Genomic DNA, 26,232 nt, shown 5'->3' with positions numbered 1-26,232 from the left:
CACAGACGGCGGAGGCATGGTGAAACGTCGACAAGGGCGTAGGCGGAGTCCTCGGGGAAAATCACATTCGCCTTCAAGACATTATCTATTCAAGTTATTTTCTGTTCGATTTTCTCCCCCTTCGAACTTAGAGCCTAAAATCTGGAGCGCCGCACTCCGGTGCGGCAAAAGCGCCCCCAGCCAAGAAGCCGCACATCCTCACTTACCCCCCTCCAGAATGTCGTTAGCCCGGATATTTCATGCGAAAACGACCAGATCAAAGCAATGCCTTGTCACTGCGTATCAAAAAAAGCAGCCTCCGGCGGCAAGGTATGCCTCCTTGAAAGCCGATCGCCAATGCGCTTTGGCCATCGGCCTGTTTACATTCCCCCCGCCCCCTTGTCCCCTGGAGCGCCGCACTCCTGTGCGGCTCGGGTCGCGACGGACTAAAAAGCCGCACCGGAGTGCGGCGCTCCGTTTCGGTCGATTTTTCTCGTTTTTTTCGAACGTCGTGGCCAAACGATACCAAGCCCACACGTCATTCAAGAAAAACGATTAAGACCTGTTTGTTAGACCCATCTTTATGATATCAGGCAAACGTTTAGCCACTGGCGATATACGCTGAATAGTGACAAAAAACCGCACACGCCAAGCCGCACATCGCAACACCGCCCCTTTCCCCCCAACCTCCTCCAAGATGTTTGCCAAGACAAAAAAAGCAAATAACTCTTAAGAATCCGCAACAAAGTAAAAGGTTTTATTCTGACGCGCTGGTATCTCTGAATCACATCCTTGCCTCTTCACCATGGACGCATTGTCCCTGACCGTAAAAGGGCATCGCAACCACTGCAAAACAAGGCGATCCGAACCAATAAAACCATTGCACAACCGGCGAAACGCTCCGGGCGTCGTCGTTTATGTCACCCGTTTCTAAACGCGTGACGAAAAAATCCATTCTAATTTCGGAGGAAAGTATGAAACAAAAAGCCATTCCCAGAATGATCCTTGCCGCCCTGTCGTGTGTGTTTCTCTTCTCATCCCATGCCGTTGCCGGCCTTACCGGTCAAACGGGTTACGATGTCTACGATTCCACCATGGCGACCATGACCGGAAAATCCTACTCCGGGGGTATCGACATCGTCTACTCCCAGCAGGCAACCGGCACGGCTGCTGCCAAGGCCCGAAGCATCCTCAAGTGTGAAGACGGCACCTGGGACGGAAGCAACAAAAGCGTCCAGGTCAACATGTACTCGTACCTTGGTGGCCACCTTCTGACCCTTGCCGATGTTAACCCCTACGGATCAGGCATTTACTGCCAGGCTGTCAAAGTCGACCCCACCCCCCTTGCCAACGGCAACCGTACCGTCTGGTTCTCCATGACCGGCAACGGATCAGGGGATGGAGACTGGTACTCCGTGGTCGTTGATGAAGATTTCACCACGGTGCAGGTTGCGGCAGCCTCTGAGTTCTCCCAGCCGGGGTGCTGGGAGGTGGAGTGGAGTACCGACTCCACCCTTGGAAGCGTTCCCTTTTTTGCGGGCAAAGAGACCAACGCCTGGACCGAGCCCCACGCCATCTACATCCGCTCCGGTGGCTCCTTCCAAAAAATCGTGGACGTAGGCGGCTACTCCTGCGGGTTTGCCTTTGACGACGAGGGCAACCTTTACACCGGCACCTACACGACCTCCGGCCCCACGGACAGGCAATACGTCCGGCTCTACTCCGCGGCACAGATTCGAAACGCAGTAACCAACAGCACCACCCTCACCGCCTCGGACGCCATCAGCACCATTCCCATCCCCGCCGGAGGCAACTCTGCCGATACCTACCTCGGGGCTAACGACCTGGAAAGAGATCCCGACGGCAACATCTACGTCACGGCCAACGGGTCATGGAACGCCAACTTTAACTCAGACCTGGGATTTGTCTTCCGTATCGACGCATGTACGGACATCAACAACCCGCCCACCGCCATGACGAAAATTGCAAACGGCTCTTTTGATTCCGCCAAAACCGACTGGCAGAAAAGCCTTGCCTACGACGGCGCCTCCAACCTCGCCGCAGGGGGCCATTACAACCCCACCAGCTCATCCATGACCGGCAACCGCCTCTACGTGGACCAGGATTTTGCCTGGGGCAGCGGCGGGCCGGACGTCGTGAGCGGGCTCGGCGACGATGCCAACAGCGATTCGGACAGCATCCCGGACTGCTTTGACAACGCCTACCTCACGGCCAACGCCAACCAGATCGATGCGGACCTGGATATGTACGGCAACATGGCGGATGGGGATTTTAATAACGACGGGTCCTGGAACTCAACTGACAATGGCTTGCTCAGCTTGTTCATGAACACCAGCAATCCTGTGTACGATATGAATTCCGATGGGACCGTTGACGCGGCAGATCAAACTCTTTTTGACGCCAAAAATCCCTCACAAGCCCCGTATTATTAATGGGTAAAATCACTCGGAGCAGACTCTAACCATAAGCTCAACGAGTTTACAGGGTGCACCCTGCCGCATCACGGACGGGGTGCACCATATAAACAAGCTCTCCCCCAAAAAATCTGAATGCTTGCCGATTGATTCAGCGTTAATATTTTTTCTATGTATGGAGTCCACTTTATGAAATTCTGCATCTCACAAAAAATCAGTCTATGTATATCAGCCCTGATTGTTTTTGCTCTTGTACTCGGCTTTGCCGGGTTTCTGCTCGTCAGTCCCCCCCAGCATGATACCACCAAGGAAACAGAGACAGTTCAGGCCTCCCCTAAGCAACCAGAGAAAAATTCCCACCTTCCGGCCCAAGCAGAAACCCTTGTGGAAAAAACGCACGTCCAAGTCCCCCCCCCTCTCCCCCCTGAGCCGACCTTGCTTCAAGACCTGTCCGAGGAGTTCACATCCTATGCCCTGAAGACAACGGATGCGGAAAAAATACGTGTGGAAACAAGCCAGACAGACGGCAGGGGCTACGTGGCATTCATGGCGCGTCAGGAAGGGTTTGAACGAGGCATACCCACCGTCATGCAGGAACTGGCGCAGGTTTATCTGGATACCTTCACAGACGCCCCGGCCATTACCCTTTCCCTGGTAATCGGAGGCGGTATCAAGGGGCAGATGACCTTTCTGCGCGATGAGGATGGCGCGGCGGTCCTGCCGGAGCGCTATGGAGCCCAAGCCATGGAGTAAAAGCCATCCATGCGCAACATAAAAAAGTGCACCACCAAGCAAATAAGTCCGTATCATCCGCAAATTATTAAAAGGTTGCGTCTCGGTTCTCTGGTATCACTGAACAACCCGAGACAGACGGAAAGGATTGCACCTGGCCCAGACGCATTCACCCTATCGGACTGCCGCCAATGCATTGAACATCCCAAGGCTTTCGGCAAGCACCGACGCAACCGCAACCGTGTGGTCGTGTATTGCCTTAATATCCTCTGCCTCAGGTCCCCTCCCCCCAGGCAAAGCGTACAGAGACGCCGCGATTGCAGACACTTATACTGCAACCGGCCATAATCCACATATGTCGGACGAAAATTTGGGAGGTGCCCCATGAACCCCTTCAGCCGCCTGTTCTTCTTGACCACTTGCTTCCTGTTCATCTTTTTCTCCCTTTCATCGGCATCCCCCGTGCCCGATACAGGCCAAAGCCTGTGCTACGACGATGCCGGTAACGAGATTGACTGCGCTGGCTCAGGGCAGGACGGATCTGAATCTATCAATCCCATGTCCTACGAAAAACTGGATGATGAGGGATATGTGCTCTCCCCGGAAGCAACAACCTGGGCTGCTGTCCGCGACAAGGTCACCGGGCTTGTCTGGGAGGTAAAAAGCGACGCCAACAAAAAGCTGAAATACTTCTGGGGCGCTGCGCCTTCGGAATCATCGGATCTCTATGTTGACGATTTTCTTCAGACTCTAAACACCAAACAATATGCGGGGCGTAACGACTGGCGCATGCCGACGATTTATGAGCTTGCAGCCTTAGGAAGTCACATCGACGACGACACCGAAGACATAGTAAAAACCGACACTGACTATTTTCCCAATACGAATCTGGATACCTTTTACTGGTCCTCCTCACCCTATATATCGGAATTTCCATCCGTAGGGGCTTTTGACTTCAGAAAGTTTCTTACAGCCTGCGGATTTACACACGATATAACGTATCCGGGCATAGGCCTGATACCGGGAAGCAAACAAGCCCTATGTTTTCGTGCCGTCAGTGGAATGCCACAGGAAGGAATAGCTCGTTTCCATCAAAATCAAGGAGAGTTCACCGTAACGGACACCGAAACAGGGCTGATGTGGGAACTCGAGTCGGCTGATAAATATGCCACTGGAACTTTTGACTGGGATGGGGCCCTTGAGTACTGCAACACCTTGACTCTTGACGGATATCAGGACTGGCGGCTGCCGACAATGAAAGAAATCTTGTCCATCATCAATTGCAACGCCACAGAAAACTACCTTTACTCGGAAATTTTCAAAAACACAAAAGCTGGTCAAACCGATCAATACTGGACCTCGACATTTTCTAAAATGTCAGCGCCAAATGAGACAAAAGCCCCACTATGCATATCCTTCCATAATTATGGGATATACAGCGAAAAAAGAGGACTACACGCCATCGCAGTGAGAGGAGGGCAAACCGTTATCGACGGAAACCTGTTGATGACATCTCCCGCCCAAGGGGAATGCCTTGAAGCCGGTAGCATGAAACGCATCATTTGGAATAAAGGTGAACAGGCCTTACAAGGCAATATATCCATCTCATTATCCACTGATGGGGGAAAATCCTATGAGTTCATAATCCAAAACACAGAAAATGACGGAGAGTACCTGTGGAATATCCCACCCGAACTCAATTCGGTTAACTGCATGCTTAAACTCACCCCCCTTGAACAAAGTCAAGCTTATAAGGGCACCACCCAAGGGCTGTTCAAGGTGGGACCTCTATTAGGAATCCAGGTGGGCGAACCGACAGGTCAAACACACGAGGACGGTTCTTCCGCAACGTTTCCTGTCCGCCTGAAAACCCAACCCGACGGAGCAGTAGTTCTCTCCATTGAAAGTGACAATCCTTTAGAAGGAATTGTCTCCCAAGGCAATACGCTGACTTTTGAACCCGATGATTACGGCCAGCCGCAACTCGTGATGTTCGAAGGAATCGATGATGATATTGCCGACGGATCGGTTGCCTACCATGCCTGTATCAAAGTGGACCAGGGACTCACCTCGGATGAAACAGGTTATAAAAACTGCGATCCAATCCTGCTTTCACTTGTCAATGGTGATGATGACACGGCATCGCTTGTGGCCAGTCAGATAAGCAATGTGGTCTTAGAAAACGGACCACCGGAATCATTCACTGTCAGGATAACCTCCAAGCCAACCCATCCTGTCATTGTCACGCTCAACACCCCATACCCTGATGAGTGCCACTTCAGCCCGACATCACTGACGTTCAACCCGGCAACGTGGAACGCAACTCAAACAGTCACGATAACCGCCCTGGCAGACAACAGCCCGGACAATGATATGACGTTTGACATAGAACTGAAAATCGACAAGGAAAAAACGTTTGATACAAGCGGGTACACTGGCCTACAGCCTGTAAAAGTCCCAGTAACAACCATAAACACTGATCCGGGCATACGGTTAACTCACCATATTACGGGAATACCCCATTGCCACAAAATTTCAGAAAGCGGCCTGACCTCAAGCTTTTCAGCTAAGCTGATTCTGCCACCCGACAATACAGTCGTTGTGGACATCGCATGCTCAGACCCATCCGAAGGAAGAGTCTCACCGCAACAATTGACATTCACACCCACAAACTGGGAAATGAATCAATTAGTTACCATCATAGGTGTTGACGACAAGGAAATTGACAAAGAGCAAGAATTCCAAATTGAGGTATCGGTCAATGCATCCGCGACACGAGATGCTACAGGGTACAAGAAAGTGACCCCGTTGGTAATCCAGCCGGTCCGCAACGCAGACGACAACGACTGGGAAAACATCGGCATGGCCGTCAGCGACATCGCCGGAACCGTGACTGAAAACGGCGGTTCCGCAACCTTCCACGTGGCCCTGGCCACCGTGCCCAACGGGGACGTCATTGTAGATGTCACGAGCAGCAACGAAGCCGAAGCCTCCGTCTCACCTGCTACCCTTGTCTTTGCCCCCGAGACCTGGAACGACAAAAAGACGGTGACGGTCACCGGTGTCCCGGACAGCAAGGAGGACGGTGAAAAAGAGGTGACTGTTCAGCTATCCGTCAACGGAGCCTCCTCAGACACCACCGGATACAAAGACACCGCAACCACCAAGGTCCCCTTCAAGAGCAGCGACGCCCCATCATCCTCCGAAAATGTCTCCAAGAGTCCCGAAGCCCAAGGCCAAGACACCGGAGGCGGTTGCTTTATCCAATCACTGCATCACGGTCTGCCGTAATGCGTGACGCCACGAGCCCTCCGGTGACACAACCGAAGGGCTCGTGGGCGCTCCTCCCGGTGCAATGCCCATATCCGTGACCATTCATTTTCACTCACTCGTTTTAGGTTTCCCATGAAGAAAAAACACATTGCCCTTGCCCTGATTCTCTGGAGCCTTCCTTTGCTCCCCGTATGGGCCTTTGCCGTGCCGGACACCGGACAAACCACCTGCTTTGACAACGAAGGAAACCCCATTGCCTGCCCCTCTCCGGGCCAGCCCTTCTACGGCCAGGACGGCAACTTCCTCATCAACCCACCGTCCTTTTCAAAAACAGACAGCGATAAAACAGTCACAGACGATGCCACCGGCCTGACCTGGGAGGTAAAAACAGCGGCCAGTTTAGAAGAAACCGTCACCCAGACCGAGGCCCTGGCGTACATCGACCAGCTCAACGCCGAGGCATTCTGCGGGCACCGGGACTGGCGACTGCCAACCATCCTTGAGCTTCACGCTATGGCCGACTTCGAACATGACGGCCCGGCAGTCGACACCGACTTTTTCCCCAACACCCAGAAGACGCGTCACTACTGGTCGTCAACCACCAGCGAAGTGGAGGGCGTTACAAAGTATTACCTCCTCAATTTTGATCTCGGACACGTTTCCAACACCACCAACCCGGATACGGCGGCCACAGTCCGTGCCGTAAGGGGCATCCCCCTGACCAACCCGAGCCGATACCACCTGAACATGGACAATACGGTCACCGATTTCAACACCGGCCTCATCTGGGAACTGAAGACCCAGGAGAACACCAGCGACAAATGGCACCAGCACATGGCGGCAGCGTACTGCAACGACCTGGAAATCGGCGGTTACACCGACTGGCGACTGCCCACGATCAAAGAGCTGCTGACCTTGATCGATTACACCAGGACAGAGCAGCCCATGCTCCATATGCCCGTTTTCACGAACTCAGTCATTGCCTTCCACAGCGAAATATCGGCGTGTTACTGGTCGTCCACAACATCGGTTACGCCTGTTATCCAGACAGGAAAAAAAACCATGGCATGGGCCGTTGATATACAGCACGGTGTCACCAAACGTGGCTTTAAGACCTCCCAGGACAACAGCGGGGACGCCTTCCGGGTTCGAGCCGTCAGGGGAGGACAGGCCTTGCAGCCGGGGGGCCTTGTCATCACAAACCCTAAACCCGGTTCCACCTGGCACAAAGGGGATACCATGCTGATCACCTGGGAGAACCCGAGCCCGGAGATCCCCGGCAATGTCGCCATTGCCATCTCCTGCGACGGTGGAAAGTCCTTTGCCTCCATAACGGATGACACGCCAAACGACGGAGCGTATTCCTGGACCGTCACCGAACAGGACGACGTCAACGGAGTCCTTAAAATAATGCCCCTTCACGGGGCTTATGCAGCCAGAGGGGCCAGCACGGGCATCTTTTATACTGAGTGCAGAAAATACCTCTGCGCCATCCCCCATGACGACACAACCCGGGAAATCGGGTCCCAGGCGGTCATCGACGTCAAGCTGAGCACGGCCCCTGAAAACACCGTGGCCTTTGATGTGACCTGCTCCGACGACACCGAAGCCAGGGTCACGCCCAAGGCCCTCTTTTTTTCATCGGAAAACTGGTGCGACACCCAGTACGTCACGGTCACCGGCAAAGACGACACCGAGGCCGACGGCAACCAGGATTATTACGTCAACGTCTCCGTCAACACAGAGTTCACAAAGGATACCAGCGGCTTTGCTGCTCTGGCGCCCACACAGGTATCCTTTACAAACATCGACGACGACACAAAGCAAAGCGATGGGGAAGGGTCCGTGAAGGCGGCAGACGGGGATACATCCGGGGGGTGCTTTATCGGTTGCCTTGAAACGCAGTGAGCGTAAAAATACAAAAACAACGTCACGCTCATGCCCTTTTTACCGGCCACGGATTGCCCGGTCCGGGGCCCGGATGTGGCGACGCCACGTTGGCTGCAAAGCCCTCGGCCCCCGGAGCATCTGACTCCGGGGGCCCTGCCGGATGACCACGATCATGGCTCCCCTCGACAAAGAGAATCAACCCCGCAATTTATTCACAACATACCGCAACTATGTCCCAGCTTTTTACTCAGAAATTGACTATCTTAACCGCCATGCACCTCACACACGACGAAGGACGCATCATATGATCAAACTGATGAGCACATTATGGAACGACGAAAGCGGAGCCACCGCCATTGAGTACGGCCTAATCGTCGGGGTGATGGCCGCGGTTCTCGTGGGCGCCCTCAACCTCTTCGGCACCCAGCTCACCGAATTGTTCACCGCCATCTCCGACAAGCTGGGCAACGCGGCACAGACCGTGGCAACCTCCGACGAATCCTCCGGGACGTATTAGTCGCTATGAACAGCGCATGGGCATGTGCCGCACTCTTTACCGCGGCCCTCTGCACGGACCTCCAGGAAAGGGTCATCCCCAACACCCTCACCCTTTCTGCGGCCCTGGGGGGACTTGCCTTCCACACCCTCCAGTCCGGAGCACCCGGGGCCCTCTGGAGCGTGCAGGGCGCCCTCACAGGCCTTGCATGCCTCTTCATTCCCTTTGTACTGGGGGGCGTGGGCGGGGGAGATGTCAAGCTGCTGGTGGCCACGGGGACCTGGGTCGGAGCTTATGCCCTCTTTTCGATCTTTCTCTACGGCGCCATGGCAGGGGGAGCCATGGCCCTTGTGCCGTATGTAAAACACCAAAAAGAGAGACGATGCGGCAACAAACCCGCTGGTCCATGGACCAGGCCATCCGACACCATGCCCTATTCCCTGGCCATGGCCGCGGGCTATGCGGCGTACCTGCTCATGGGTAAGGTCCCCCTGGGATGAGGGGACGGGCATACAAAGACAACAACAGGGGCGCTGTGGTCGTGGAATTTTCCCTGCTGCTCCCCATCCTGTTGATGATCCTGTTTCTCATCATCGAGTACGGCTGGTATTTCACCACCCGGATCGTCCTCACCGATGCCGTGTACACAGGGGCCAAGGCCGCCGTGGAGGCGCGGGAGTGGAACGCCTACGGAGAAGACCCCGAAACATTCGCTCGCAAGGCCGTGGCCGATGCGTTCTGGGTTTATAAGCTGAATCAGGGCAAAGACATCCGGGTCACCATCACGGCCAGGGATGCTGAAGGCCCCCGGCGCATCGAGGTCAGCGTGCCTTCCCTGAAGGCCAGCCAGCTCACCGGCTTCCTGCCGGAGTTCATGGTGCCCACGAAGCTGAATGCACGGGCCGTCATGGTGTTTCACGATATTTAAAGAGGGGCATGCTCCTCAGTTGCAATCGACTATCATACGATGACGTTCCATTGAGCCGAATTCGTCCTCAAAACCTGTTTGTCAAACCCAGATCATAATAGTTTGGCAAAAGTTTGGCCCCCGGCAAGGCCGCCGGAGGCTTTTTTGTCCTGAATAGTCACGAAGAAAAAGAGGCACCCATGCGACACATTCGAGGCATCATCGCACTGATCCTGGCCGTCACCTTAGGGGGCATCGCCTCCTTGGCGGTCTTGAAAAGCTTCAGCACATCGGCTGCGGCCCCCCCACCGGTTCATGCCCCGACCGTGTCCAAGGCGCCCCCCTCGTATACCCGAAGCATCCCGCCGGGCCTTCGGGCCATCAGCGTGCAGGTCACGTCTACGTCGGGGCTCTCCAAAAAGCTGAAACACGGGGACATCGTCGATGTCATTGTCACGAGCAGCGACCCCAAGGAGAAATTCGCCCACCTCTCCCGGGTCGTCCTGCAACGGGTCACCATCCTCAGCGCTTACCCGGAAACCGAAACATCCGCCAAGGCCCGCACCTTCACCAAGGCCTGGAACGTCAGCCTCCTCGTCACGCCGGAGCAAGGGGCGGCCCTGAGTTCTGCCGCCGCATCCGGGGAGATCTCCCTTCTGGCCGTCAACCCGGAGGACCACCAGCCCGTGGAAAGATACAACGCCGGGTTTTCTCCCCACTCCGGGGTGCACCTGCTCCAAAAACCCGAAGACTTAAGCGCCGAGATTCCCGAGGGCTTACGGGCCATCACCCTCACCGTCCGGGAAGACGACGGCATCTGCAGCGTCTTTGAACGGGGGGACCGGGTTGATCTCATCGGCACAAGCAAAATCGGCGGGTTCACCGGGGACACGGACAACCCCGGCTCCGAAGGGGTGGCCACCGCCTTTCACCACTCCTCGAAAACCCTGCTCCAGAACATCGAGGTGCTCAGCTCCGAAAAGGTGCTGAACAACCTGCCGTCCCCGGGGCAGTCCGCACATCGGGTCACCCTGCTGGTAAAGCCCCATGAGGCCGAAATGATCGCGGCGGTGTCCGACGCCTCGCAAAAAACCGTCTTCCGGCTCATCAGCAGGAACCGGTCCGATAAATCACGCACCGACACTCAAGGGGCGTACGTCATCGACATGCTGGCCCATAAAAAAGAGGTCCACCGCGTCACCATTTACCGAAAGACAAAATCGTCCAACAAAATATTCTATACCCACGATTAGCGGAGCCTGATTTGAAATATTCTCTGTTTCTGTTTCACGCCCTTGTCTTCCTGTTTTGTGTCCGTCCCTGCGCAGCCTCATCGTGCCAGGATTTTGCCGACTCAGGATGCCGGATCCTCATCGAAGCCAACAAGTCCTTCGTTAAATTGACGGACAAGAAGGTCACCAGCATCTCCGTCGCCAACCCGGACATTGCCGATGTCAAGCTCGTCACCCCGCGCCAGGTACTCATCATCGCCCAGAAGCCCGGGTCCACGAACCTTGTCCTCTGGTACGGACAGGGCGAAGAGAGCCGGGCCGACGTCTACGAGGTGTCCGTCTATCTTTCGGATAAAAAAATCGATTTTATCCGGTCCCAGCTCAAGGCCTTTGTGCCCCATGCCAGGGTGCGCGTCACCCGAAGCCAGGACGGCGTCACCCTCTCCGGGTCCGTGGAGAGCCAGCAGGAACTCGACAGAGTCCTCACCGTGGTCTCCGCCCATGTGCTCAAGATCACCAACCTCATCGAACTCCGCTGCGCCCAGCAGGTGCAGCTGGAGGTGACCATCGCCGAGGTCTCCCGCACCGGCCTCAAACGCATGGGGCTGGGATTTCTCGTGAACCAGTCCCTGGGAATCAGCGTCTTTGAAAACGGGTCGGCCTCGGCCAACATGGCCCGCACCAACACCGGTTCACAAATCTCCGCGTCGGCATCCAACATCACCTCCCCCTTTGCTTCAGCTTTTCAGATCGCCGTCACCAATGAAAAGGGAAATGCCTCGGCCATCCTGAGTATCTTAAAGGGCCAGGAACTCATGCGCCTGCTGGCAACGCCTACCCTTGTCACCACCTCGGGCCAGACAGCCAATTTTGTGGTGGGCGGAGAGTTTCCCGTGCCCGTGGCCGGAGAGTCCGGCCAGATCTCCATCCAGTTCAAGGAGGTGGGGGTCAAGCTCAACTTCACCCCCACCATCATCGACAGCGAGGTCATCTCCCTGGTGATCAAACCGGAAATCAGCTCCCTGGATTACACCGTGGCCGTCAAATCCGGAGGCGTGTTTGTCCCCGGGGTCAAGACCCGCAAGGGCTCGGCCACCCTCACCCTGCGGGACGGCCAGAGTTTTGCCATGGCCGGCCTCCTCAAGGAAGAGAGCTCCCGAAGCGTCAAAAAAGTACCGGTGCTGGGAGACATCCCCGTCATCGGCGGGATCTTTACCAGCAAGGAGTACTCCAAGGAAGAGACCGAGCTGGTGGTGATGGTCACCCCCAGGCTGGTAAGGCCATTAAACCCAGACGAACGGCCCACCCTGCCCGGGGAGACCATGCATGACAGCATCAGCGACATGGATTTTTTCATGCTCAACCGGCTCTCCTACGGCACCTCCGCCACCAGGCCCTCCCATGAAGAGGGAGACACCAAAAACACCCATGTCTCACGCCCGCCTTCCCCTGTGTTTGTGGGGGATGTAGGGTTTGCAAGGTAAGAAATGGCACACAAACTCCAAGGATTGATCATTGGCAACGGACACGGTGCGGAAAAAACCTTTGCAGCCGATCTCCACCCCCTGATCCAGGTTGAGGTATCCCGCGGGGAAACCGCCCTCACTGCATTGGTTCACGCCGTAAACCCGGATGTGCTTTTTGTGTTCGCCCATGGGCCCCATGGTGCAGGCCACCCGGAGCTCACCGAGGTCATCGACGAATTCCCGAACCTCGTCACCTTTCTCATCGCAGACACCAAAGACCCGGACCTGATCAGGCAGGGCCTTCGCACAGGCGTCACCGATTTTCTTGTCTACCCCGAGGAACGGGACACCCTGCTGCCGGCCATCCTGTCGGCCCTTGCCCGCACGGGCAAAGAGTCCCGGGCCGGGTCCGTGCTCTCGTTTTTCAGCGCCAGGGGCGGCCAGGGTACCACCACCCTCTCCCTGGCCACGGCCGATCACCTGGCCAGGACCACGGATGCCGGAGTCCTTCTTCTGGACCTGGACCTCTATTGCGGCAACACCGCAGGGTTCATGGACCTCCCGTCCCATTTCTCCCCCTTCGACCTTCTGGACAACCTGGAGAGAATGGACGCCAACCTGCTCTTTTCCTCCATCCCCAGGCATGAAAGCGGGTTCTACGTCCTGAGCACCACCAAGGAGATCGGCGACGCAGAGAGCCTGAGTGCCTCGGATATCGACAGCATGCTGAACCTGCTCACCCACTATTTCGACCACGTCATCGTGGACCTGCCCCATGATTTTTCGGGTAAAACCATCGGCGCCCTCAAGCAGACCGACCACCTGATGCTGGTGAGCACCCAGGAGATCCCGGCCATCAAGGCCACAACCAAAACCATCCGGCTTTTGCAGGACCTCTTCTTCGATGAGGAGAACCTCCACGTGGTTGCCAGCAGGTACAGCACAAGGCACGACATCTCTTCCGATCACATGGAGGATATCTTTGGATTTCCCGTCTGCGGAACCGTTGCCCACAATCGAAAGATCTGCCACGAGGCCCTGATGGCAGGCAAAACCCTGCACGCCATGCAGCCCCACGCCAACATCTGCCGCGATGTGGAGACCCTTATTCACCGGGTCCTTGGGGGTAAGGTCCCGTCCCGCCCACGGGAAAAAAGGCCCTGGCCCTTTCGTTTCAGGCCCGCGGCCCACCTGCGACCGCCCCGTGCAGGAGCCGCATCATGACCTTAAGGGACCGAATCCGACAGGGCACAGCCGACGGCTTGAACTCAACGGCATCCAACGCCATGACCTCCGAAGCGTTCTATGCCCTCAAGTCCGGCGTCCACCAGAAACTCGTGGAACGGCTGGACCTGCACACCCTCACCGACCTCCCCAAAGAAGCCCTGGCCGCATCGGTAAAAACCGCGCTCCTGGACATCACCGCCTCGGACAAGGTCCCCCTGAACGCCCGGGAACGCACCGTCCTCATCTCGGACATCATGGACGAGATCATGGGCTTCGGCCCCATCGACACCCTGGTCAACGACCAGACCGTCCAGGACATCCTGGTGAACGGCCACGACAAGGTCTACGTGGAAAAAGAGGGCATGCTGCACCTGACCCCCATCACCTTTCGAGACAACGACCACCTCATGCAGGTCATCGACAAGATCGTCTCAGCCGTGGGAAGACGCATTGACGAGGCCTCTCCCATGGTGGATGCGCGCATGCCCGACGGCTCCCGGGTCAACGTCATCATCCCGCCCCTTTCGTTGAGCGGGCCCCTTCTCTCCATCCGAAAATTCGGGGCCGTGCCCGTGTCCGAGGCCATGATGCTCGCCAACCAGACCTTCACAAAAGAGATGATGGCCTTTCTCCGAGCTGCCGTCCACGCCAAGCTCAACATCCTCATCTCCGGGGGCACCGGCGCGGGGAAAACCACCCTGCTCAACGTGCTCTCCGCCCACATCCCGGACCATGAACGCATCGTCACCATCGAGGACAGCGCAGAACTCAGGCTCAACCAGCACCACACCCTGAGCCTGGAATCCCGGCCCGCCAACATCGAAGGCAAAGGCGAGATCACCCTCACCGATCTCGTCAAGAACAGCCTGCGTATGCGACCGGACCGCATCATCGTGGGGGAGACAAGGGGGGCCGAGGTCATGGACATGCTCCAGGCCATGAACACGGGCCATCCGGGTTCCATGAGCACCATCCACGCCAACTCTCCATCCGATGCCATCTCACGCATGGAGATCATGGCCGGCATGAGCCACGCCTTTTTCTCCGAAGTTTCCATCAGGCGCCTCATCTCCCAGGCCATCCACATCATTGTTCAGCTGGCGCGCCTGGCCGACGGCAAAAGGCGCATCACCTCCATCTCAGAGGTCATGGGCATGGAAGGGGACACCGTCATCACCCGGCCCCTGTTTACTTTTGAGCAGCAAAGCATGGATGACCGGGGCGCCATACGGGGAATCTTCAAAGGCGAAGGCCACACACCCCGGTATGCCGACCACATCCGAAGCTTCGGCATCCGCCTGGATCCAGAGGCCTTCTCCACGTCCCTGGAGGTGTCACCATGAGCCTTTGGATTCCGGTGCTCCTTGTGGATGCGGGCCTCTTTGCCCTGGCGTTCCACTTTTTCAAAACAGACCGCAAGCGAGGCAAAGCCCGAGCCCTCATCCGCGCCCTTAAAAAGGAAACCTCACCCTCGGCACCCCACGCCCCGGCCTTGAAAAACAACCCCCGGAAAATTGCCGCAGAAGAGCTGGTTTCCGCCCTTTTTGACCTGTCCAGGCTGGAGTCGACCCTTGTGACCGCAGGCGTCACAACCTCCCCGGAACGATTTGTGTTGTGGGCCGCAGGAGCCGGTGCCCTCCTGTTTTTGCCCCTCCTTCTGATCACTCGACAGCTCGCGGTGGCCACACTCCTTGCAGTCACAGTGATGGCCCTGCCCTTTGGGGTGGTCATCTGGAAAAAGAGACAAAGAGAACGGCGCCTCGTGGAACAGCTTCCCGACGCTCTGGACATGATCGTGCGCTCCCTCAAGGTGGGGCACAGTGTGGACGGAGCCCTCAAAGAAGCCGGCAGGAGCTTTCCGGATCCCCTGGGGCAGGAGGTCACCCTCATTTACGAAGAGATCGCCATGGGCCTTCCCTTCAAACAGGCCATCAACCACCTTGAAGAGCGCTTTGCCGATGTGCCGGATATCCGGATTTTCTGCGCCGCCTTTATCCTCCAGCGCGAAACCGGCGGAAACCTGGCGGCCATCCTGGCTGGCCTTTCCACCACCATCCGGGAGCGGTTTCAGCTGGAGCGGCAGATCAAGGCCCATTCCAGCGAAGGACGCCTCAGCGCCATGGTCATCGGCCTCTTGCCCCCGGTCTTCGGTCTCGTGACATGGCTGCTAAACCCCGGTTACATCCGGACCCTTGTCACCCACCCCACGGGGCAGCACTTGCTCGTGGCAGCGGTCCTTTTTGAGATCACGGGGTTTATCGTCATGCGCGCCATGACAAAACTCGACGTCTGAGGCCAAATCAGCCGTCTATGTTCCAAAAAGGCCCCGAGGAACACAAAGATGCCTCCGGCGGCCCTACAGGGCGCCAAACCTTTGAAAAGTTTGACAAACAGGTTTTGCTCAATTTCGCAGAAGCCTTCGCGGAAGCTCTGCCCCTGAGGAACGAAGGGAGAGGGCTTTCGCAACCTGGGGTCCTGGGAATCATCCCCTGGCCGCCGGAGGCAGGTTTTTCCTGGCTACTTTAACCATAGAAGGCAATGCAGTTAAATCAACACTGGGCAAGTGGTGACAACGTATCTTGTAACGTCGAAGCTTGCGATCCAATACGCATAAACCATCAGCGTCCATATCGGGCGCAGCCCGAGCCGAAGGCCCTTGCGCTTTGGCCCGAGGAACGAGGGACAAAGCGCAAGGGCAATATGCTTTCGAGGTGGCTCACCTCGCCGCCGGAGGCATTGCTTTTTTTGTCCATACCTCACGACACATACGGAGCCATACGCTGTGACCCCTTCCATCCTGGCAGTCATCACGTTTTTATGCGTCACCGTCCTTCTGATGATTCTCTACATCAGGCTGGAGGAGGCCTATCTCCGCATGCGGCTCAACCGACGTTTCAACGGAAAAAAACGCGGCCCCAGGCACAAGGAAAAAACCCTGGAGGAGAGGCTCTGGTTCAAACTCACTTACCCCCTGGGCCGCTTCACCACGCCGGATGACGAGGAGACCCTCTCTGCCCTGCGAGTCCGTCTCAACCACGCAGGATACAGAGACTCCTCGGCCGTGGCCCTCTTCTTCGGACTCCGGGCAGGACTTGCCGGATGTTTCGGGGTGCTGGCCCTGCTCTGGGCCCTGGGCAGCGGCGGCTCGCCCCTTTTGGCCTTTCTTCCCGCAGGCATGGGCTACCAGGCACCGGCCTGGGCCCTGGCCTGGAAAATAAGAAAACGGAAAAAAACCATCTTCCGTGAACTTCCCGACGCCCTGGACCTTCTGATCATCTGCATCGACTCCGGCCTGGGCTTTGACATGGCCATTGCCCGCATCAGCGGCGAGTTTGCCTCCATCACCCCCACCCTCGCCAAGGAGTTCGAGCTCTACCTTGTCGAAACACGAAGCGGATTGCCACGGGCACAAGCCCTCTCACACCTTGCAGCACGAAACGGCTCCTCATCCCTTGGCAGCGTGGTGACCGTTCTGAACCAGTCCGCACGATTCGGCACGGACATTGCCGACGCCCTGCGCACAACCATCTCGTCCATGAGAAAACAGCGAAAACAACTGGCCGAAGAGAAAGGAGGCAAGGTCGCCGCAAAGCTCACCTTTCCCCTTGTGGGCCTCATCATGCCCGCCCTGATGATCATCATCCTCGGCCCGGCCATCATCAACCTCATCGAAAGGTTCAAGCATGGATTTTAGCCAGACAGAAAACGATGCCTCCGGCGGCAAGGTGAGCCGCCTTGAAAGCGTATTCCCGCTGCGATCTGCCCCTCGTTCCTCGGGGCACACCACAGCGACATACTTCACAAATATACGTATCAACTGTCTCTTGTTTGTCGGCTTCCTTTTGCTTGTCGGCTGCGCCGGGAAGACGCCACCCGCCTTCTCGCCCGACGACGCCATGGCACGGGGACTGTCCCCGGCCATGACACAGAAACGCCCCGAACCCAACCACCTCGCCCTGGCAAAGGACATGATCAGCAAGGGGTATCACGACATTGCCCTGGTCCAGCTGGAGAAAGCCCTGTCGATGAGGGGAGAAGAAGCTGAAATATTCCACCTCATGGGCTGCTGCCACCGGGAGAAAAAGGACTACCACAAGGCAAAAACATGTTTCGACAAAGCCCTCACCCGGGAGCCGGACTACGCTCCGGCACACAACGGTCTGGCCATGACCCTGGATCTCACCGGCAACCCAGGGGCGGCCCAGGCCCATTACCGGAAAGCCATTGAAATCAACCCGGCGCGTCCCGATGTTTACAACAACATGGGCTTCTCCCACCTGTGCGCAGGAAACCTCGACCTGGCCCAGGAGTGCTTCACCCGGGCCATCGCCCTTGACGACACCTTTTTCCTGGCCCGGCACAACCTCGCCATCTGCCTGGGCGTGGCAGGCCGGGAGGCCGAAGCCATGGCCCTGCTGAGCAAACTCATGAAACCTGCCGAGGCCCTGAACAACATGGGCGCCATCCACGCCCTGGCGCACAATACAGAGCAGGCAGCCGGCTTTTTCGAACAGGCCCTTGCCATGGACCCCACCCTGTCCGCCGCCCAGAAAAACATCGCAGCAACCAAAGGAGCACCCTGAACCATGATCCCCTTTTCCAAAGCGTTTGCCGTTCCCCTCTCCTTTGTGGCCATCCTTCTCGCAGGTTGCTCAGCCCCAAGGCACATCTCCCCTGAGTTCGGCGAATCCTTTACCAAGGCCTTTCACGCCCAGGTCATGAACCCCGACGCACCGATCAATCGCGCCCCCGTCACCACCATGCCCGGGCCCCTGGCAAACGCCATCTACAAAAACAAGTACGAGCACCCAATGAAAGAGATCGACTCAGACTCCGACTCCGACTCAGACTCCAAGGATAACAACACCGACATCATGGCCGATTGATATCTCACAAATCCCTTGGTTGATGAGAGATAAAAAGCCTCCGGCAGGGGTACCGGAGGCATAGCACTCGTGAAATATCCGGGATAGACTGAATGGTTACGAAAGATCCATCGAAACGGAGCGCCGCACTCCGGCGCGGCTTTTTAGTCGGTCGTTACCCGTGCCGCACAGGAGTGCGGCGCTCCAAGGGACAAGGGTTTTCGTAGGGTGATGCCAATACACCCATCGCCCAAACGAGCATCAAGCCCGGATATTTCATGAGAAAACAACCATCCAAATGTAAAATGTCATGATTTCTGATGGATATAATAAAAATGTCGGCTATTTTGAAAATGCAAAATGTAAATCGACGTTTGCTGTTTGATTTTCTCACCCTTCGGGCGAGCCGAGAGCACCCATCTTCTGCGTTATCAGAGCTTTGAGGTAAACCACTACATCTGCAGCTCTGATGCCTTGAACATGGGTGCACTCGACTCGTGAAATATCCGGGCAAGGCCGACGTTTGTTTGAAAGAACCGTACATATGGCAAAAAAAGCAATCAAGACAAGCCCCCCCAAAAAACACGAGCAAGGCTCCATCGTCCTTGTGGTGGCCTTTTTCATGACGGCCCTGTTGATGATGCTCGCCCTGGTCATCGAATCCGGCTATCTCTTCAGCGAAAAACGAACCCTCCAGAACTGCGTGGACGCCGCCGCCATGGCTGGGGCCCTTCACCTCTGTGACGGAGACCCCGAAGCCCGTGCCCGCAAGGTCCTTTTCCAGAATCTGTTTCCGGGAAAAGAAGCCGTGGAGGATCCTGCCTTTGATGAGGACTTGCCGCAAAACCATGAGGTGGAGATCACACGGGGATACTACGATGAGAACGACGCCTACGATGATTTTCTCGTCTACAAAGAATTTGCAGCCGAAGGAGACCCCGATTTTCCCGCCGACGAGTACGTCAACGCCGTCAAAGTGTCCCTGACTGTCAGAGAATCCCTTCTTATGGGAGAGTTGGAAAAGAAAAAAAATGTCGACGTCCACGTGGCTTCCGTGGCGTTTCGGCGGCGTTTCGGTATCCTGGCCCATGGAGAAGCCCACATGTCAGAAATTCGATCCACCCACACGTGGCGCCGGGACCAGCTGGTCTTAACAAACATGGGCGGCGTCCATGCCAACGGCGACATCAAATTCATCGAACCCGTGGAGGTAACAGGAAACACCTTGGTCACTGCAGGCAGACGAATCGTCAATTGCCGGACCGGGCTCCAAAATGCCCCGCCGGTCCATGATGTCCGCCCCATTGACTGGGAGTACCTGAGAGCCAACGCCACGGTATATACCGTGGATCAATGGCCGGAGACTAATGAGCACAAACTTTCATGCGAAAACGAAATCCCTGTCGACTTCGGAAACACACTGTATCGAAGAGGAAAAGATGACCCAGGCTTTACACCACAATATGTATTCGGCCTTCACCCCGGAGATCACCATGGACGAATATACTATTTCAGCAACGCAAACGCCGCTGACAATGCGACCTTATTTTTTAATAGAATTTGCAGTGAGCTATACTACAGTGCATACAATTTCACCATTGCATCTGAAATAAACATCGATTTTCACAGCGGTGAATTGTCGGAAATTTACTTGGGTGGGAAAAAACATAACACTGTCTATATCTTTTGCAAAAAAGATATGGGCAGATTTGCCCCGGAAGCCGACACAGGCCAACTTCCCCCCAACACCTTGAAAGGGGTCATTTTCCGAACCGAAAAAAACTTTTATGCAAGGATAGTGGGCCACGACAACCCATTTGACCCGAACCCTCAACTTTCAAATTACATCAATATCCTTGCCGAGGGGTCCATTTACTTCACATCAACTTTCCTGCCACAGTCAGCAAAAACATACATACTAAACGGCACCTTCGGCCCCCCCTGCAGTGCGGCCCTTCTCATGCACGGCCGCCTTGAGCTATCCAACGATAAGATCCATTAATCCCAGCCAATGGTAAAACCCACGGCCCGTAGGGTGCATTTATGCACCATGGTCAAGACATAGCAGCCTTCCATATGCCATCGACATAAGCACACCTGGAGCCTCCGGGCCAACCGAGACCTCTTACTTGCCCTTATCATTCAAGTCAGTCCCTTCCCGGCATTCACCCCGACACCACCTTGGCATGGGATTCCCCCCGTTTCCTGGCAGGAAACTGCCCGGTGCATATCTTCTTGAACTCCGACGGGGTATAGCCTTCGAGCTTGCGGAACACCCTGCAAAAATAGGATTGATCGTTGAAGCCCACCTGGTAGCAGGCCTCCGACACGTTGAGGTTGTCCGCCATGAACAGTTTTTTCGCCACATGGATTCGCCGCATGTTGAGGTACTCTTTAAAGGACATGCCTGTCTTGTCCTTAAAAATCCGCGAAAAATGAAACTTGCTCATGCCGTTGGCCTTGGCGGCCTCCTCCAGGGTGATGGGATTCATAAAGTTTCGGTCGATGAAATCGATGGATTTTTGGACCTCCAGGGCGGCGCACCCCGGCATGGACGGACCGGGGCCTTCGGCGGCTTTTCCCTGGTAAAGGCTCTGGTAGGCGGTCCAGACCCTGTCCAGGGACATCTTGTAAAAATAGGTTTTCAATGCCGGAAACGTCTCCAGCATCTGATGAAAGGCTTCGCGCCTGGCCATGAGCACAACCCCGGGAATGGCACCCACGGCGCTGGCAATGGACATCCCCTTGGGTTCAAAGGACATCAGCCCGAAAAAACCCCCACGCCGAAGGGACCCAAAGGAGAGATCCCCTCCGGTAAAACGCTTGATGCGAAGCTCAATGCTCCCGGACACCACAAAGCCAACCCAGGTCGCCACTTCATCCTGCACAACCAGTTTCTCCTTCTCGGCGAACCGATAGGACTGAAACGCCGAGACCACGCGATCAAGGGCCTCAGGAGAAAGCCTGCCGAAGGGCAGGTGCCGTTTCAACAACTCTCGTTCATTCATCGTGCTACCTGCTTCAAAAAAGCCCATAAAAAAACCCCATACCGATGCATGCATCGATATGGGGAACCGTTTTCATCCTCACCACAGACTCACACTCTGCACAAGACCTTCCTCGAGGCCTTCGGAACGATCATGGATCGTTCCTTTCCGTGCCGATACATCCAGGCAGGTCTTCTGACTTCCCCCCCTTTCAACGGCCTTCCCGGTTTGACCCAGTGGCACAACGCGTTGAAAGGTTTGCAGGAGTTACAGCGGCGGGACCGTTCCCGATTTTCACGGGATTCCCTCTTAGCCCGGGTCTCGGGACATCACGAGACCGGGGAACCTGAACGTCAAACAAATTTTTAGGTTGTATCAATCTATATTTATGCAGCGTTAAGATATGACATCGGGAGCCCACCCCTGATGCATGCGGGAAACATCTCATCCGCAGGGCGTGTATCGTACCAGGCAATCTATTTCATCACCTGAGTAAATGAAGTTATAATGACCCCGCCGTTGATTTGTCAAGGAGAAAAGCAGCACACGGACCAAAGATAAATTTCGACAAACACAGGACAATATGCACGTTACCGGCAAGTATCACCCTCTGTTTTCCAACGAAGGCAGCCGTCCCCAGGGGGCGGCTCACGGCAACATCCGTTAACCACCAATGCTGGCGGCGAAAATCTCCGGCGAAAAACCCGGGATCGACGAACTCGGCCCACCGCCCTTTTTCCCTTGCGCTCCCTGTTCCACCCACTTTATATAGAACCGAAACGATTCGAAGTAACCTTTAACACGCAGGAACCGTCTTCATGCGCATTCCCTTAGTATTTGCCCTGGCCCTTATCTTTACCCTTGCCCCGTTGTCCTTTCCGGGGGCTCACCCCCATGTTTTTATCACCAGCCGGATGACCCTTTGCTTCGAGGCAAAGCAACCGGTTCGCCTGGATGTAGACTGGGCATTTGACGACGGCTTTTCAGCCATGATCCTGGAAGACTACGACACCAACGGCGACGGGACCTTCTCCCCCAAAGAGCTGAACACGCTTAAATCCGAGGCCTTTGATTACCTCTCCGAGCAACACTACTTCACCTTCATCACCCACAGCGGAACCAAAAATCACGCCGTCACCATTGCCTCTTTCAACTGCGAGGCCCAGGACGGCATCGTGGTGTATCGCTTTTCAATCCCCATTTCCCCGCAGCCTGAAAAGGGAGAGCCTTTGCGGCTCAGCCAGTACGACCCCACCAACTACTCGGCCCTCTTTCTCTCAGAAGACGCCCCCCTCTCCTTCTCCGGGGATGTGCCCCAGGGCATGGGGTTCACCTTGAGGGAGAACACCGAAGAATCATACTACTTCGGCATGCTTCACCCTATTGAAGCCGTTGTTTCCATCTCCGGTAAGGAGTAACACCCATGACCCCACGCATCCGCTCTGCAGCCCCTGCCCTCTTCACATGGGTTCTTTTAAGCCCCCTTGCCGCCCACGCCTTCGGCCCCCCGGATACTGCGCCGGGCCTTGGGGCACGCCTCATGCACAAGCTCATCCTCATCCAGTTCCAGATGAGAAACGAGATGGCCGCCACCCTGAAATCCTTTGCCGCCGCCCCCGACCTCTTTGCCCTGGCACCGCTTTTGGGACTTGCCATCCTCTACGGAGCCATCCACGCAGCCGGTCCCGGCCACGGAAAGGCCGTGGCAACCGCCTACATGCTCCACGGAAACCGCAAGGCCAAAGACGGAGTCCTCTTCGGCAACATCGTCGCCTTGAGCCACGGCCTCTCCGGGATCCTCACCGTGCTGTGCATCAAATGGTTCCTTGAAATCCGCATGACCACCGGCCTCAAAGACGCCACCCGCCTCACCAGCCAGGTGAGCTTTACCCTTGTCATCCTCCTGGGGCTCTTTCTCCTGCTCTCCGGTATCTACGAAGCAGCACGGCCCAAGCCCCATCAGGAAAGTGCCCCGAAAACCGGGGGCCTTCTGGCCGCTGTTGCCTTCGGCATGGTCCCCTGCCCAGGTGTCGTCACGGTCATGCTCCTTGCCATGGGCCTTCACCTCACCCACCTGGGCATCCTCATGGCCTTTGGTATCACCCTGGGCATGGCCGCCACCATCTCCGCCGCCGTCATCCTTGTGGTGGCAGGAAAAAACGCCGGACTGAAGACCACCTCGGCACGGCCCAGACGCCTTCCGGGAATCCTCACCGCCGTCTCCGGCACGGCGCTTACAGCCCTGGGGGCCTTGATGCTCACCGGGCTTTAACCCTGATGGGGAGCAGAGCCCATGGACTCTTATCTCTCGAAACGCCTCGCAACCTATGACAAATGGCTCAAGACACGCAGGATCTCCCATTCATCACGGGTGATTCCCGTCTCCGAATCGGTTCAGGAAAAACAGTGGGTGCTCCCCACAGAGCAGGTGACGGAGATCGTGCGCACGGCAAGAGTCGTAGCGGTTCAGGCGTGCGAATGCAGGGTCCGATACAAACGGTGTAACAACCCTCTTGAGGTCTGCCTGCTCTTCGATGAAATGGCCGAGGCATGCATTGAAAAAGGGGAAGCCCGCCGTGTTGAGTTTTCTGAAGCCAAGGAAATCCTGAAACACGCCAACCGATGCGGCCTCGTTCACCTGGCCCTGTACAGGCCGGACCATGCGCTGTATGCCCTGTGCAGCTGCTGCCCGTGTTGCTGCCATGAGCTGCAGATCATTCGCGACTCCGGGCGAAAGGAACTCATCGCCCACTCAGATTATGCCGCTGTCACGCAGATGGACGATTGCGTTCACTGCGGGGAGTGTGTGGACCGATGTGTGTTCGGAGCCCGAATTTTTGAGAACGATCAGGTGGTATTTCATCCCCACGCCTGCACAGGCTGCGGCCTCTGCGTCACCACCTGCCCGGTCGGGGCCATCTCCCTGGTCGAGTCAACACGGCCCATGTCCTTTTTATCCCCCCGGACGGACTAAACAAAAAAACACCTCCCCGGGCCCATGCCCGAAGAGGTGTTTTTTATGCACAGGGCCGTAAACAACCGGCCCCGAGGGAGGGCATCATGTCTTGTTGTTCAACGTCAGGACGCTCTCGGCGATCTTGACCTGCTTGTCAATGCCGCTGGGGTCGCTCACGATTTTGTAGAACTTAAGGGAGACGCTTGCCGTGCCCGAGATGGGCAGGTCCCCGAGCCAGATACAAAAATCCAGATCCGTGTCAAAGGTCGCCGTGGTGCTGGCGTTGAGTTCCTTGTTCTCCACGGGCCCCCGGTTGACGTTGAATCCGTCGAAATTGCTGCTCGCGATCTGGAACTCCCCGTCCATGGGGTACTCCCCGCTGAACACAACCTTGAAAACCAGGTTTTCCGGAGCCGAGAGCTGGCTGTAGGCGTAGTGGGCCTGAAAATCCGGGGCGTCGCTGACCTGCGCTGCGATATCAATGGCCACATCCCCGTTCTCATCCGGGGCAACCGATGTCACGGCTGCGTAGCTTGCCGTCTGCTTACCGGCCAGACTGAAGAAACTTCCCGTGGCCCCGGCGACCACATCGATCCCCTTGAACCTGATGGTTGCGTCTATGGTATTCATGGCCTTCTCCTTTGCGTGTTATAGGGTCGAAAGAGTCATGGCATGCCCATGGCCGTGCCTGTCGTTAAATCAGGTCAAAGTTGATGTTGCCGCACTCCACCTCCTTGCCGATGGGAATGTCCCGGGACGTGGCGTGAAGCTCGTTGTGGGCCAGCCACTCCAGGACCTTGGGGTGGGGCTCGTCATGCATCATAATGGGCAGGGCCGTTGTGTAGAGGCTCAGGGTGTCGTCGTCGGTGACCTCGTTGATCTTCAGCTGCCACTTGGTGTCGGAGTTGGGGGGGATGCCGTTGAACCACACGCTCACGGAAATATTGGTCATGAACTGGGCGGGCAGGTACCAGTGCCCCCCGATGTTGTCGTTGGGATTGGTCACATCGGCTTTGGGCTTTGTGAGGGTGTCCACGGGGTTTTCGTAGCCAGGGGGCAACTCGATGACCGTGCCGCTGGTAAACTGGAAGGACCACCCCACAGGCACGTTGGTGCACTTGATGTACAGGTTGTACAGGTGCGGAGGATCCACGGGGTCTCCGGGGATCTGGATCTTGTGGCCTGTGGTCTGGGTGAGGTCCGGGCTGTCGGAAGCAACGTAGACCGTGTTTCGCCAGGCCCAGTTTCCCCTCTGGGCCAGCCAGTCGGACCAGGCCGCGGCGCTCTCGAAGTTATCCTCCGGAACGCCCACGGAAGGGTCGATGGAGTCCGACGCCTGGGCCACGATGCAATAGTGGGTATCGGGGTCCGGCGTGGTGGGTTCCCAGCGAAAAGCGTCTTCGGTGTTGGCCACGATATCGCCCTTGTTCTCCGCCTTGACCTTCACCCCGTCCGCGTTGGAGGAAGTACGCATGTAGTTGTCCTTCCAGATGGACGGCAACAGGATCAGGTTACTTTGGGCCCAGTAGGCGTGCAGGAACTTCTCCTGGGCCGTGCTGCTGATGTTCTTTGCCCGGATGTAGAAGTAGTTGCTCACGTTGTTAAAGATCCGGTTGGAGTACCCGTTGCTGTAATTGGCCGGGTCCACGTACTGATCGGGATTCTCCGGGGGAACGGAACCCGAGCAGATCACGTCCGGAGAGCTCGAGGTCACTTTCCTGGGCAGGCTCCCGTCGTCGGACAATGAGGTTCTCAGGAGCAAGCCATCCCATGTTGAGTCTGCCATT

Annotated in this window: 22 protein-coding genes and 1 riboswitch; of the genes, 19 read left to right on the top strand and 3 right to left on the bottom strand. The window is 56.5% G+C overall.

The window, feature by feature from the left end; translation table 11 throughout:
• The first annotated feature begins 953 nt into the window (after positions 1 to 953).
• From ACOYW0_RS20040 to ACOYW0_RS19965, 16 genes are all read left to right on the top strand, one after another.
• The gene (locus ACOYW0_RS20040) at positions 954 to 2,432 is read left to right on the top strand and encodes a hypothetical protein (RefSeq protein WP_482415551.1); all 1,479 of its coding nucleotides are present in this window, start codon (positions 954 to 956) and stop codon (positions 2,430 to 2,432) included.
• A gap of 171 nt (positions 2,433 to 2,603) precedes the next feature.
• Positions 2,604 to 3,167 (top strand): hypothetical protein, encoded by a 564-nt coding sequence (locus ACOYW0_RS20035; RefSeq protein WP_482415550.1) that lies wholly within the window; start codon positions 2,604 to 2,606, stop codon positions 3,165 to 3,167.
• Between the two features lie 363 nt (positions 3,168 to 3,530).
• On the top strand, positions 3,531 to 6,437 hold the full coding sequence (locus ACOYW0_RS20030) for an Lcl C-terminal domain-containing protein (RefSeq protein WP_482415549.1): 2,907 nt from the start codon (positions 3,531 to 3,533) through the stop codon (positions 6,435 to 6,437).
• 114 nt (positions 6,438 to 6,551) lie between these two features.
• Positions 6,552 to 8,327 carry an Lcl C-terminal domain-containing protein gene (locus ACOYW0_RS20025; protein WP_482415548.1) on the top strand — a complete coding sequence of 592 codons (1,776 nt, stop codon included), beginning with the start codon at positions 6,552 to 6,554 and terminating at the stop codon, positions 8,325 to 8,327.
• A 286-nt stretch (positions 8,328 to 8,613) separates the two neighbouring features.
• Positions 8,614 to 8,826, top strand: a complete 213-nt coding sequence (locus ACOYW0_RS20020; protein ID WP_092212348.1) for a Flp family type IVb pilin — start codon at positions 8,614 to 8,616, stop codon at positions 8,824 to 8,826.
• Positions 8,827 to 8,831: 5 nt separating this feature from the next.
• Positions 8,832 to 9,305 (top strand): A24 family peptidase, encoded by a 474-nt coding sequence (locus tag ACOYW0_RS20015; RefSeq protein WP_482415547.1) that lies wholly within the window; start codon positions 8,832 to 8,834, stop codon positions 9,303 to 9,305.
• A gap of 41 nt (positions 9,306 to 9,346) precedes the next feature.
• The gene (locus ACOYW0_RS20010) at positions 9,347 to 9,733 is read left to right on the top strand and encodes a TadE/TadG family type IV pilus assembly protein (RefSeq protein WP_482415546.1); all 387 of its coding nucleotides are present in this window, start codon (positions 9,347 to 9,349) and stop codon (positions 9,731 to 9,733) included.
• Positions 9,734 to 9,912: 179 nt separating this feature from the next.
• Complete coding sequence (gene cpaB / locus ACOYW0_RS20005) at positions 9,913 to 10,965, top strand: Flp pilus assembly protein CpaB (RefSeq protein ID WP_482415545.1); 1,053 nt, start codon at positions 9,913 to 9,915, stop codon at positions 10,963 to 10,965.
• Positions 10,966 to 10,976: 11 nt separating this feature from the next.
• A complete protein-coding gene (locus ACOYW0_RS20000) occupies positions 10,977 to 12,428 on the top strand; it encodes a type II and III secretion system protein family protein (protein ID WP_482415544.1) in 1,452 nt (483 codons plus the stop codon).
• A 3-nt stretch (positions 12,429 to 12,431) separates the two neighbouring features.
• Positions 12,432 to 13,634 carry a CpaE/TadZ family protein gene (locus tag ACOYW0_RS19995; protein WP_482415543.1) on the top strand — a complete coding sequence of 401 codons (1,203 nt, stop codon included), beginning with the start codon at positions 12,432 to 12,434 and terminating at the stop codon, positions 13,632 to 13,634.
• Positions 13,631 to 14,980, top strand: coding sequence for a TadA family conjugal transfer-associated ATPase (locus tag ACOYW0_RS19990; protein WP_482415542.1), 1,350 nt, complete (start codon positions 13,631 to 13,633; stop codon positions 14,978 to 14,980). Before ACOYW0_RS19995 ends, ACOYW0_RS19990 begins: the two co-directional genes overlap by 4 nt.
• Positions 14,977 to 15,930: a type II secretion system F family protein gene (locus ACOYW0_RS19985; RefSeq protein WP_482415541.1), complete on the top strand. Its 954-nt coding sequence runs from the start codon at positions 14,977 to 14,979 to the stop codon at positions 15,928 to 15,930. Before ACOYW0_RS19990 ends, ACOYW0_RS19985 begins: the two co-directional genes overlap by 4 nt.
• Positions 15,931 to 16,419: 489 nt before the next feature.
• A complete protein-coding gene (locus tag ACOYW0_RS19980; protein WP_482415540.1) occupies positions 16,420 to 17,331 on the top strand; it encodes a type II secretion system F family protein in 912 nt (303 codons plus the stop codon).
• 226 nt (positions 17,332 to 17,557) lie between these two features.
• The gene (locus tag ACOYW0_RS19975) at positions 17,558 to 18,220 is read left to right on the top strand and encodes a tetratricopeptide repeat protein (protein WP_482415539.1); all 663 of its coding nucleotides are present in this window, start codon (positions 17,558 to 17,560) and stop codon (positions 18,218 to 18,220) included.
• Between the two features lie 3 nt (positions 18,221 to 18,223).
• On the top strand, positions 18,224 to 18,523 hold the full coding sequence (locus ACOYW0_RS19970; protein ID WP_482415538.1) for a hypothetical protein: 300 nt from the start codon (positions 18,224 to 18,226) through the stop codon (positions 18,521 to 18,523).
• Between the two features lie 523 nt (positions 18,524 to 19,046).
• The gene (locus ACOYW0_RS19965; RefSeq protein ID WP_482415537.1) at positions 19,047 to 20,504 is read left to right on the top strand and encodes a pilus assembly protein TadG-related protein; all 1,458 of its coding nucleotides are present in this window, start codon (positions 19,047 to 19,049) and stop codon (positions 20,502 to 20,504) included.
• A 163-nt stretch (positions 20,505 to 20,667) separates the two neighbouring features.
• Here the strand turns inward: ACOYW0_RS19965 and ACOYW0_RS19960 are convergent, their stop codons facing one another.
• Complete coding sequence (locus tag ACOYW0_RS19960) at positions 20,668 to 21,510, bottom strand: helix-turn-helix domain-containing protein (RefSeq protein ID WP_482415536.1); 843 nt, start codon at positions 21,508 to 21,510, stop codon at positions 20,668 to 20,670.
• A 147-nt stretch (positions 21,511 to 21,657) separates the two neighbouring features.
• Positions 21,658 to 21,854: riboswitch (cobalamin riboswitch) on the bottom strand.
• 453 nt (positions 21,855 to 22,307) lie between these two features.
• Here ACOYW0_RS19960 and ACOYW0_RS19955 point away from each other — a divergent pair.
• Genes ACOYW0_RS19955 through ACOYW0_RS19945 form a run of 3 tightly spaced genes read left to right on the top strand, consistent with a single transcriptional unit; the run spans position 22,308 to position 24,463 of the window.
• On the top strand, positions 22,308 to 22,907 hold the full coding sequence (locus tag ACOYW0_RS19955; RefSeq protein ID WP_482415535.1) for a DUF1007 family protein: 600 nt from the start codon (positions 22,308 to 22,310) through the stop codon (positions 22,905 to 22,907).
• A gap of 5 nt (positions 22,908 to 22,912) precedes the next feature.
• Positions 22,913 to 23,761, top strand: a complete 849-nt coding sequence (locus ACOYW0_RS19950) for a HoxN/HupN/NixA family nickel/cobalt transporter (protein WP_482415534.1) — start codon at positions 22,913 to 22,915, stop codon at positions 23,759 to 23,761.
• Between the two features lie 21 nt (positions 23,762 to 23,782).
• A complete protein-coding gene (locus tag ACOYW0_RS19945) occupies positions 23,783 to 24,463 on the top strand; it encodes a 4Fe-4S binding protein (RefSeq protein ID WP_482415533.1) in 681 nt (226 codons plus the stop codon).
• A gap of 84 nt (positions 24,464 to 24,547) precedes the next feature.
• On the opposite strand, the gene ACOYW0_RS19940 is transcribed toward ACOYW0_RS19945, so the two are convergent.
• Both ACOYW0_RS19940 and ACOYW0_RS19935 read right to left on the bottom strand, forming a co-directional pair.
• On the bottom strand, positions 24,548 to 25,075 hold the full coding sequence (locus ACOYW0_RS19940; RefSeq protein WP_482415532.1) for a hypothetical protein: 528 nt from the start codon (positions 25,073 to 25,075) through the stop codon (positions 24,548 to 24,550).
• Between the two features lie 64 nt (positions 25,076 to 25,139).
• The gene (locus ACOYW0_RS19935) at positions 25,140 to 26,231 is read right to left on the bottom strand and encodes a hypothetical protein (protein WP_482415531.1); all 1,092 of its coding nucleotides are present in this window, start codon (positions 26,229 to 26,231) and stop codon (positions 25,140 to 25,142) included.
• Between the last annotated feature and the right edge of the window lies 1 nt (position 26,232).

This window comes from Desulfoluna sp. HI9BLuna, from assembly GCF_056829775.1.
This window is presented reverse-complemented; position numbering and strand designations above follow the sequence as displayed.

Bases quoted from the DNA above. Each gene is read 5' to 3' on its own strand.
- ACOYW0_RS20040 (WP_482415551.1), top strand. From the start codon at position 954: ATGAAACAAAAAGCCATTCCCAGAATGATCCTTGCCGCCCTGTCGTGT.
- ACOYW0_RS20035 (WP_482415550.1), top strand. From the start codon at position 2,604: ATGAAATTCTGCATCTCACAAAAAATCAGTCTATGTATATCAGCCCTG.
- ACOYW0_RS20030 (WP_482415549.1), top strand. From the start codon at position 3,531: ATGAACCCCTTCAGCCGCCTGTTCTTCTTGACCACTTGCTTCCTGTTC.
- ACOYW0_RS20025 (WP_482415548.1), top strand. From the start codon at position 6,552: ATGAAGAAAAAACACATTGCCCTTGCCCTGATTCTCTGGAGCCTTCCT.
- ACOYW0_RS20020 (WP_092212348.1), top strand. From the start codon at position 8,614: ATGATCAAACTGATGAGCACATTATGGAACGACGAAAGCGGAGCCACC.
- ACOYW0_RS20015 (WP_482415547.1), top strand. From the start codon at position 8,832: ATGAACAGCGCATGGGCATGTGCCGCACTCTTTACCGCGGCCCTCTGC.
- cpaB (WP_482415545.1), top strand. From the start codon at position 9,913: ATGCGACACATTCGAGGCATCATCGCACTGATCCTGGCCGTCACCTTA.
- ACOYW0_RS19995 (WP_482415543.1), top strand. From the start codon at position 12,432: ATGGCACACAAACTCCAAGGATTGATCATTGGCAACGGACACGGTGCG.
- ACOYW0_RS19990 (WP_482415542.1), top strand. From the start codon at position 13,631: ATGACCTTAAGGGACCGAATCCGACAGGGCACAGCCGACGGCTTGAAC.
- ACOYW0_RS19985 (WP_482415541.1), top strand. From the start codon at position 14,977: ATGAGCCTTTGGATTCCGGTGCTCCTTGTGGATGCGGGCCTCTTTGCC.
- ACOYW0_RS19975 (WP_482415539.1), top strand. From the start codon at position 17,558: ATGACACAGAAACGCCCCGAACCCAACCACCTCGCCCTGGCAAAGGAC.
- ACOYW0_RS19970 (WP_482415538.1), top strand. From the start codon at position 18,224: ATGATCCCCTTTTCCAAAGCGTTTGCCGTTCCCCTCTCCTTTGTGGCC.
- ACOYW0_RS19965 (WP_482415537.1), top strand. From the start codon at position 19,047: ATGGCAAAAAAAGCAATCAAGACAAGCCCCCCCAAAAAACACGAGCAA.
- ACOYW0_RS19960 (WP_482415536.1), bottom strand. From the start codon at position 21,510: ATGAATGAACGAGAGTTGTTGAAACGGCACCTGCCCTTCGGCAGGCTT.
- ACOYW0_RS19955 (WP_482415535.1), top strand. From the start codon at position 22,308: ATGCGCATTCCCTTAGTATTTGCCCTGGCCCTTATCTTTACCCTTGCC.
- ACOYW0_RS19950 (WP_482415534.1), top strand. From the start codon at position 22,913: ATGACCCCACGCATCCGCTCTGCAGCCCCTGCCCTCTTCACATGGGTT.
- ACOYW0_RS19945 (WP_482415533.1), top strand. From the start codon at position 23,783: ATGGACTCTTATCTCTCGAAACGCCTCGCAACCTATGACAAATGGCTC.
- ACOYW0_RS19940 (WP_482415532.1), bottom strand. From the start codon at position 25,075: ATGAATACCATAGACGCAACCATCAGGTTCAAGGGGATCGATGTGGTC.
- ACOYW0_RS19935 (WP_482415531.1), bottom strand. From the start codon at position 26,231: ATGGCAGACTCAACATGGGATGGCTTGCTCCTGAGAACCTCATTGTCC.